Below are 8,715 nucleotides of genomic sequence, written 5' to 3' on the forward strand. Positions count from 1 at the left end.
CGACGCCAAGCGTTTTCGCGTGTCGGAGAAAGGCATCTGCCTCATCACCCAGGACATGATCAACAAGCTGGCAACCTCAACTGTTCGATCCCGGAAAGAGGTGGCGCGGATTGATGTTGAAAGTTGATGGATCGTCGTCCATGCATCTTGGTAACTCTCGGAGAGCGCGGTTGCTCGCGACGGGCCATGCTGTAGGACGGGCCATGATGTAGAAGGCAATTTATGGGGCGACCCGAGAACTTTACGGAGGCAGTGTCATGAAAGCGGCCCTTTCGCGCAGGGATTTCCTGAAGGCGAGCGCCGTCGCCGGCGTTGCGATCAATATTTCATTCCTTCCTTCCAGGGCCGAGGCGCAGTTGATCGAGACGCCGCCACGACCGGGTCCTGACTGGCTGAACGGCCACGCCAAGCCGAAATACCGCCTCGACGCCATGGCCAAAGTTACTGGCGAAAAGGCGTTCACGCGCGACTACCGCGCCCGCGATCTCGAAGGATGGCCGAAGGAACAATCGCATGCCTTTCTGTTGCATGCGACCAGAACGGACCAGGCATTCGCCAGGATCGATCTCAAGGTGCTGGGCGACGACCTCAAGCCGGACCGGGTGGTGATGCATGAGGACCTCGTCGCGGATGGCGTCGAGATTCCGGTGCCAGGTTTCTACGGCGACGTTTTCCTGGTGCCGAAGGAGCAAACGGCGCGCCTGCTCGGCCAGCCTGTAGCCCTGCTGATCTATCACGACTTCGCTCGCTACGACGCGGCCAAGCGTATGGTGCGCTTCGACGACACGGTCGTGCGCTATGGCGGAAAGGCAGCCCCCACCACGCCGGCCAATTATTCCGCGACGCGCTATATCCGCATCGACAGTGGCGATCCCTATGCCGAGGATCGATTTTCATCACTGAAGGACACGGTCATTCGCGCAGGCTTCAAAGGCGATGATCCGCAATGGCCGGCAGCTGGTAATGGCGACGCAATGGCGCGCGGGATGGCCGCCGCGCTCGAAATCGAACGGGAGATTGCAACCGCCGGCGACGACGTGCTGGTTTTGAAGCGCAGCTTCTTCTCCCAGTCGACCGATGCCTCGGCCATGGAGGCCGACAACGGCAATATCTGGTACGATCCGGCGACCCGTGTCCTGCATGCGATGATCGCGACACAGTCGCCCTACGAAGTCGCCGAGGTTGCGGCTCACATGGTGTCGAAGTCGAAGTACCCTCTCAAGGAAGTCGATCTCCAGGTCGGCTATACCGTCGGCTACGGTACGAAGGACCACGCCATCTTTCCCTTCTACTGCGTGCTGGCGGGCCTCTACGGCGAGGGTCGGCCGGTGCGGCTTGCCAACGACCGCTACGAGCAATTCCAGATGGGATTGAAGCGCCACGCCTTCTGGATGGACAACGTGCTGGTGGTCGACCGCAAGACGGGGCAGTTCCGCGCCATGACCGGCACCTACAAGAACGACGGCGGCGGACGCGAGAATTTCTCGGCCTCCGTTGGTGCTGTCGGGGCGACTGCGGCGCAATCGATCTACTACCTGCCGAAGAGCGACTTCTCGGCGGCAACGGTAGCCTCGCGCGCCGTGGATGCCGGTTCGACACGCGGTTATGGCACCCTGCAAACCATGTCGGCGACGGAGATGATGGTCGACGAGATTGCCGAGTTGCTCGGCATGGATGTGATGGATCTGCGGCTGAGGAATGTGTTGCGCTCGGGCATGAAGAACACGCAAGGCGCCATACCGGCCGGTGCGATGCGCCATGAGGAGATCATTGCCAGGGCGCGCGAACATCCGCTGTGGAGCGAGCGCGCGAAGAAGAAGGCGACTTTCGAAGCGTCCAATCCCGGCAAGAAATACGGCGTCGGCTACGGTCATGTGCACAAGGACTACGGCACGGGAGCGGAGGCTGCGCTCGCCACGATCGAGTTCGATGCCGAAGGACGCGTGAAGCTCGCGCATGTCGCGCACGAGATCGGCACCGGCGCGACCACCTCGCAGGCCATCATGGTGGCCGATATCCTCGGCGTGGCGCCGGACGAGACCGAATACGGCAAGGTCCGGTGGGCGCAGATGCCGCTCGAAACCACCGAGCAGCCCTATACCTTGTCGCAGTCGGAGGAAGACCAGCGAAAGCTCAATCCGCGATGGACTCCCTCGTTCACTTCGCCGATGAGCGCTTCCAACAGCGTCTATTATCTCGGCCACGCCACGCGCGAGGCGGCGCGAGCTTTGATCGACCTTGCCATCTGGCCGGCGGCACAGGCGCTGTGGTCGCGCGGCATCGGCGGTGGCCAGATGGCGCCGGAGACGGTGCGGCGCGACGACCTGCGGCTCGCCGGCGGGATGGTCAACGCCGCGGGCCTGCAGCCCCTCTCCCTTGCGGAGATCGCGGCGGAGGCGCATCGGCAGGGGTTCGTCACGGGTGTGACCGTCCACACCTTCAATCGTTGGCAATGGGCCGAAGCGGAGTTCGATCTCGGCTCAGCCGGACAATATCGCTTCGCCATCGACGCGCTGGCAGTCCGATATGGCGAGGGTGCGCCCGACGAACGCAAAGCGCTCATGACACTGGACGGCTGGCAGTTCGTGGACCGCAAAACGGTTTTCTACCCGCCTGTTCAGCGCAACAATGCCGGCGTGACCTATTATACGCCCATGGCCACCCTTGCCGAGGTGGTCGTCGACACCGCAACCGGCGACGTCACTCTGCTTTCGCATCATTCCATCATGGACTGCGGCAGGCAGATCGTACCGGAACTGGTATCCGGCCAGATCCAGGGCGGCCTTGCCATGGGCATCGGCCATGCGCTCAAGGAGTATCTGCCACTCTACGAGGACGGCCCCGGCGACGGGACCTGGAACTGGAACCGCTACGAGCTTCCCATGGCAGAGGATGTCGCCGTGTGGTCGCAGACCGTCGATATCCTGCCGGCACTGTCCGAGACGGACCCGCCGAGGGGCATGGCTGAGGTGGTGATGATCGCGGTCGTCCCAGCCATCGCCAACGCCGTCGCACACGCCACCGGCAAGCGGTTCTACCGCCTGCCGATCACTTCGGACAAGATCCTGGAGGCGCTGGCATGACACTGGTGTCAAAGCAGCTCTCGCTCACCATCAACGACAAGCCCGTCGGCCCGATCGACGTGCCCGAAGCGATGATGATGCAGGACTTCCTCCACGAGTATCTCAACCTGACGGGCTCGCGCATGGGCTGCGGCCAGGGCATCTGCCACGCCTGCACCGTGATCGTGGAGCAGGAGGACGGCTCGCTCGGTGAAATGCGCACCTGCATCACCGGTGCGCATTGGTTCGCGGACAAGAGATTGCGCACGGTCGAAGGTCATGCCAGGCGCGACGCGAGCGGCGCGATCATGGAACTGTCGCCGGTCCAGCAGTCCTTCATCGAGCATTTTGCCTTCCAGTGCGGCTATTGCACGCCCGGTTTCGTGACCGCGGCGACCGTTCTCATGGACCAGCTCAAGCGCAAGCCCGTGCCCCGCGCCGAACTCGATCAGGCCATCACGGATGGGCTCGGCAAGCACATCTGCCGCTGTACCGGCTATGTGCGCTACTTCGAGGCGGTGCGAGATCTCGCGCTCAAAACACCCGGTTTGGTGAAAGCGTAGCGCGGTCATGATGAAAAAACTGCTCTGGGCCATGGCCGGCGCGATCGTGCTGGGGGCGGTCGTTGCGGGCGTGATTTTCGCTGGCCTGTTCGAGAAAAGCGTCGTCGGGAAGGACATTGACCAGCCGTTGACTGCCGACCAGATCAAGACGCTCGCCAAGCGTGGTGCCTATGTCGCCGTGGCGGCCGACTGCTATGCCTGCCACACCGCCAAGGGCGGCGCGCCCTGGGCTGGCGGCCTGCCATTCGAGACGCCCTTCGGCACCATCTATTCGACCAACATTTCGCCGGACAAGGACGGCGGCATCGGCGGTTGGACCCGCGCCGAATTCCATCGGGCCGTGCGTGACGGCGTGGGCAAGCACGGCCATCTCTACCCGGCCATGCCTTACGCCTCTTACCGCAAGATGACGCCAGAGGATGTCGATGCTGTCTATGCCTATCTGATGACGCGCGAACCGATGAAGGTCGCGAACAGGCAAAACGAGCTCGGCTTTCCGTTCAACATCCGCCAGAGCCTCACATTCTGGAATCTCGTCAACCTGTCCTCCCATGTCACGCTCGAGGAGCCGGCGCGCTCGGCCGACTGGAATCGCGGGCGCTATCTGACGGACGCGCTCGCCCATTGCGGCGAATGCCATACGCCGCGCAATGTTGTGCAAGGAATGAGGCAAAACGCCTATCTCCAGGGTTCAGAGTTCGAGGGCGCTCACGCGCCTGACATCACCAAGGATGGATTGACGCGGATGGGCTTCGGTCCTTCGGTGCTGGCGGCTTTCATGAAGTCGGGCATTTCGGCCCAGGGCGCGATGACGGGCCAGATGTTCGAGGTCGTGCATTTCTCGACGCAATATATGACCCCCGGCGATCTCAACGCCCTGTCGGCCTATCTGTTCGATCTCGACGACGTGTCGAAGGGACAGGCGCCGGCTCCATCGCCGCCGGTCGAGGTCGCCCCCGAACTCGTGGCGTCGGCAAGACCCACCTATCTCGCGCTATGCTCCGGTTGCCATGGCATCGACGGCCAGGGCATCCCGCATGTTGTAGTACCACTTGCCACCAACGCATCGCTGAGATTGACCAGCGCTCGAAACTTGGTGCGTGCTATAGCCGATGGGATCCCGGCCCAGCGCTTTCCCGGGCTGCAACGCATGCAGCCGATGCCGAGTTTCGCCGACCAACTGGATGACCGCCAGTTGGCTGACCTCGTGAACTGGATGCGCGAAACCTGGGGCGATCAGGGGTCGAAAGTATCGAAGGAAGAGATCAAACAAATGCGTGCGCAATAATGCGGGCGGGCCGTCGCCCGGCTCGTTTCGTCATTCCCGCGCAGATACCGGTAGGTTCTGTCGAGATGCAGCCGTACGGCCGGAAAATCGCTGTACAATGCTGTCTCCATCGTCGGCGCCCGGAATATGCTGACACGAGCCCCAAACGGATCGGCAATATCCACAGGCAACTTTCATTCAAAGCCTAGCGGAGAGGCGCACAGCCGGCATTGCGCAGGGCTGCTATGAAAAGGATTGCGTGTCCCCGGATATCATTGTTTGCCTGGTCCCGAAGCGGCAGGTTACTCCAGCATTCCAATGGTTCGATAAAGCTGGCGAAGCCGCCACCGGCGATACTGGACCTGACGGACGCGCCGTCCTTGTCCAAGACGAGTATGCCTATCTCTCCACGCGCATAGCTTATGGCGGCAACCCGCTGATAGTGCGCATCACCGTCCAGGCGGATTTCGAACAGCAGCCGACCTGATGTCTGACGGGCGATTTCGGTTGCTTTTTCTGCAAAGCCCAACGGCAGCGATCGGACATTTCCGACCGCCATTTCAAACAGAACCGATTCAGCCGCCGCCATAAATGCACTTTGCGCCAAGTGCCGCGTCGTGCAATCAAGACGTGCAGGTTATTCACAGCCTGCCAAAAGCGTGACTGCCCGGAATTCTCCCGCTCACGAACCTCATGTCCTATCCCAAGGGCGCTTTGACGGCGCCCGTTTCCCTTTCACTAGCTATGCGAAACGCTAGGGGATCATCTTCGGGCGCATGGGCATAGTAACTATCGGCGGCCATCACCAACAACGCGCGAGTGATTTCGGCCGGCGCCCAGCCCGCCCTTGCGGCAGCCATGAGAAGGCTTTGGAAATGCGGCTCCAAAGCTTGCCGACAATCGTCGGGATAGTTGGGGTTGTTTGCCGCACGCTGCGGACCATTGATGCGCGGCCGCGCCATGTCCGTTTCCCTTCAATTGCGCTCGCAAAATGCCCTTGGGGTACCCAGCCTCAGACGAAACCGGGCAAAGCCGATCTCAAAACGGTCCCTACGTGATCATCAGCAGCACAAAGATCAGCGAGACTGTCGCTAATACGACTGAGGCGACGAAGATCGCCAATATCGGAAAGTCGATTGACGACGAAGTCGCTTCCATATTCTCCCTTCGCAGCAATCGCCGCAAATCGGCTCTGGAAGCCGTAAGGGTCGCCGTAAAATGAGAGGGCCGTGTCATTTTAAAGCATTAAACCAATATTGATCTGTTTCAATCTAGCTTTTCGCGTTGAAGAGCACATCTGCCGAAAGTCAGGGGCGATGATGACGAAAGTCATATTCGTTTGCGGCCGGTTCGGGCTTACGTCAAAGTGGACTGCCGCGCCCTGCGGCTGTTTTTGCGAGAACGAATGATCGATATCGGCACAGAATTACTGCCGGCCGCGCAAGCGGAAGTCATCGGGCTTGCTGTTTTGCGGGCCGACAGGACAGTTCAGGAAAAAGTTGGGCGCCTGGTCGAGTGGCTCCCCGCCCTTGGAGCGGACTGCTGCCTGTGCACGCTCCTGGTCGGGATGGAGGCCGAGATGGCGGCCTTGTCCGCGGGACGCCGCGATCTGATCGCCTTGTCGGGCGTTCGGGCCGAATTGCCGGGGCTGGACCGCCCCGTCACCGCGGTCATCCTGTGGAATGGCGATCGATCGCACTATGTCGTGATCGCGATGCCCGACTTCACGGCGCGCCAGGCCGAGATCATGTTCGAAAGCGAGCGGCGCGCCCGACGCTTGATGGAGCAGCAGCTCGAAGCCGCCAATTCCGAGGTGCGCTTCGCCTCGCTCGCCCGCACGCGCCTTCGCCTGGCGCGCGACCTCCACGACACGCTCGTGCATTCGATCGTCGCGCTGCTGACGCAAATCCGGCTGACACGGCATTTCCTGGCGACCGATCCAGCCCGTGTTTCGGACGGGCTCGCGGTTGCCGAGGAAGCCGCGATAACCGGCTTGGCGCGGGCGCGCGACGCCATCGCCCGGCTCAGGATGCCCGACGACCTCGAACCGGGTTCGGATGTCGAGAAGATGCTGTCGGACTTCGCGCAGCAGACCGGCATCGAGGTTTCCACGCAAATCGCTGACGCAGCCCGCCCCGGGCTGCAGGATCACGCGTCGACGATTCGGCGCATCCTCGGCGAAGCGTTGCGCAACGTCGAGGCGCATGCGAAGGCGCGACGGGTCCGGTTCGACGCGGTCGTGGAAAGAGCCGAAGCTGGCGCAAGGCTCATCGTCGATGTCCGCGACGACGGGCGCGGCTTTGACGGGACCGTCCCCAGACAGGGACATTTCGGGCTGGTTGGAATGGCCGAATTCGCCGAGCTCGCGGGAGGACAATGCGCGGTGGAAAGCGCGCCAGGGGCGGGCACGCTGGTTCGGACATCCCTTCCCCTGACCGTGTCGGCAACGAGCGACCGGTCCGGCGTCGTGGGTGCGTAGAAAGCTGGGGGTGCAGCAAGATGACCGATCCGCGCCTGAAATCCGAAAGGATACGCGTGCTGATCGCCGAGGATCAGACATTGATCCGGGAAGGCCTTGCCACGCTGCTTGCCCAGCAAAACGACGATTTCGAAATTGTCGGCGCCGCGGCCGACGGCGAGCAGGCGATCGAGTTCGCGCGCCGGTACCGTCCGGACGTCGTCTTGATGGATCTGCAAATGCCGCGCGCCGATGGCGTCACGGCGACCCAGCGTATCCTGCGCGAATTTCCGGAAACCGGCATCGTGGTCCTGACCACGTTCGAGACCAACGAGCTGATTTTCGAGGCTGTCAGCGCCGGAGCCAAGGCATATCTGCTGAAGGACTCGAGGATCGACGAGATCGCGGCGACGATCCGCACCGTGGCGAACGGCCAATCCGCGCTTTCACCCGGTGTCGCCGCAAAAATTCTCGAGGAATTCAAGCGATTGCGTCCGCGCCACGCCCCGGCGAGCGCGCCGTTGCGCGGCGACCTCACCGCGCGCGAGAACGAAATCCTCAAACTGATCGTCGAAGGCAAGAGCAATGGCGAAATCGGCGCCCAACTGCATTTGGCCGAGGGGACGATCAAGAACTACGTCAGCACGATCCTCGAGAAGTGCGGCGCCAAGAACCGGACCGAACTGGCCATCTGGGCAGTGAAGTGATTTGAACCGATCTGAGTTTGACCCGGTCGAGAGGATAACATTCACGCCATCCGCACTGGCTTGCCGGTGGCGGGGTACTGGAAATTGCGGAGTTGGGCACTGAGTCAGGATTCGACGCGGGGCGCCGAGACTCGACTTCTGCACCATGGCGAGCACACCCTGGTAGCCGCCGGCGCCAGCCGGTGCTTCGGCAAGGAGATTGAGGTCACTGTTTTGACGGTCGCCTGACAATACACTTTGCATTTGAAGACTGTCGAAAAACTTCGATCGAAATCTCATGTCATAAGAACAGCCTGCTGTTGCCTCGCAGGTTTACCGATGGATGGCTAAGACGTTTCGGCGGGCTGGGCACCTGACGACCGTCAGGATCGACAACGATGGAGGTCATATTCCTCGGCGCAGGGGGTCAGCTTGGTGTATGCGGTAAAAGAGCAAGGGCGGACCGGCAGCATACCGGTCGTTGAGATCACGATGGATACAGCGCCAGCCGCTGATCGGTATAGGTCAATCGCCGTAAAGTGATTTTAAGAGTTGGTATAGCTCATCGTGGTAACTTTCCACGGCGGCGGGTTGGACAACTGGAGGAAAGAACATGAAAGGCGCCGAGCAAGCTGCAAAAGCCGCGGATGGAGCCGCATCCGCGAACGGATCCGAAGCC

At 61.7% G+C, this 8,715-nt stretch carries 7 protein-coding genes; 5 read left to right on the top strand and 2 right to left on the bottom strand.

Going from position 1 to position 8,715, the window contains the following annotated elements:
- The first annotated feature begins 257 nt into the window (after positions 1-257).
- Genes FJW10_RS30185 through FJW10_RS30195 form a run of 3 tightly spaced genes read left to right on the top strand, consistent with a single transcriptional unit; the run spans position 258 to position 4,913 of the window.
- A complete protein-coding gene (locus FJW10_RS30185; protein ID WP_140902756.1) occupies positions 258-3,083 on the top strand; it encodes a molybdopterin cofactor-binding domain-containing protein in 2,826 nt (941 codons plus the stop codon).
- On the top strand, positions 3,080-3,625 hold the full coding sequence (locus FJW10_RS30190; protein WP_140837528.1) for a (2Fe-2S)-binding protein: 546 nt from the start codon (positions 3,080-3,082) through the stop codon (positions 3,623-3,625). The genes FJW10_RS30185 and FJW10_RS30190 overlap by 4 nt, the downstream gene beginning before the upstream one ends.
- A 7-nt stretch (positions 3,626-3,632) precedes the next feature.
- Positions 3,633-4,913, top strand: coding sequence for a cytochrome c (locus FJW10_RS30195; RefSeq protein WP_140902757.1), 1,281 nt, complete (start codon positions 3,633-3,635; stop codon positions 4,911-4,913).
- A gap of 184 nt (positions 4,914-5,097) precedes the next feature.
- Here the strand turns inward: FJW10_RS30195 and FJW10_RS30205 are convergent, their stop codons facing one another.
- Together FJW10_RS30205 and FJW10_RS30210 are read right to left on the bottom strand one after the other, a co-directional pair.
- Positions 5,098-5,499: a hypothetical protein gene (locus tag FJW10_RS30205; RefSeq protein WP_246674412.1), complete on the bottom strand. Its 402-nt coding sequence runs from the start codon at positions 5,497-5,499 to the stop codon at positions 5,098-5,100.
- Between the two features lie 91 nt (positions 5,500-5,590).
- On the bottom strand, positions 5,591-5,854 hold the full coding sequence (locus FJW10_RS30210; RefSeq protein ID WP_140902759.1) for a hypothetical protein: 264 nt from the start codon (positions 5,852-5,854) through the stop codon (positions 5,591-5,593).
- A 443-nt stretch (positions 5,855-6,297) separates the two neighbouring features.
- Here FJW10_RS30210 and FJW10_RS30215 point away from each other — a divergent pair, with 443 nt between their 5' ends.
- Together FJW10_RS30215 and FJW10_RS30220 are read left to right on the top strand one after the other, a co-directional pair.
- Positions 6,298-7,371: a histidine kinase gene (locus FJW10_RS30215; RefSeq protein ID WP_140902760.1), complete on the top strand. Its 1,074-nt coding sequence runs from the start codon at positions 6,298-6,300 to the stop codon at positions 7,369-7,371.
- A gap of 20 nt (positions 7,372-7,391) precedes the next feature.
- A complete protein-coding gene (locus FJW10_RS30220) occupies positions 7,392-8,057 on the top strand; it encodes a response regulator transcription factor (protein WP_140902761.1) in 666 nt (221 codons plus the stop codon).
- Positions 8,058-8,715 lie beyond the last annotated feature (658 nt).

Source organism: Mesorhizobium sp. B4-1-1 (assembly GCF_006439375.1).
Taxonomy (GTDB): domain Bacteria; phylum Pseudomonadota; class Alphaproteobacteria; order Rhizobiales; family Rhizobiaceae; genus Mesorhizobium.

What these genes read in the sequence shown, in the direction of transcription:
- FJW10_RS30185 (WP_140902756.1), top strand. Translation starts at nt 258, where the DNA reads ATGAAAGCGGCCCTTTCGCGCAGGGATTTCCTGAAGGCGAGCGCCGTC.
- FJW10_RS30190 (WP_140837528.1), top strand. Translation starts at nt 3,080, where the DNA reads ATGACACTGGTGTCAAAGCAGCTCTCGCTCACCATCAACGACAAGCCC.
- FJW10_RS30195 (WP_140902757.1), top strand. Translation starts at nt 3,633, where the DNA reads ATGATGAAAAAACTGCTCTGGGCCATGGCCGGCGCGATCGTGCTGGGG.
- FJW10_RS30210 (WP_140902759.1), bottom strand. Translation starts at nt 5,854, where the DNA reads ATGGCGCGGCCGCGCATCAATGGTCCGCAGCGTGCGGCAAACAACCCC.
- FJW10_RS30215 (WP_140902760.1), top strand. Translation starts at nt 6,298, where the DNA reads ATGATCGATATCGGCACAGAATTACTGCCGGCCGCGCAAGCGGAAGTC.
- FJW10_RS30220 (WP_140902761.1), top strand. Translation starts at nt 7,392, where the DNA reads ATGACCGATCCGCGCCTGAAATCCGAAAGGATACGCGTGCTGATCGCC.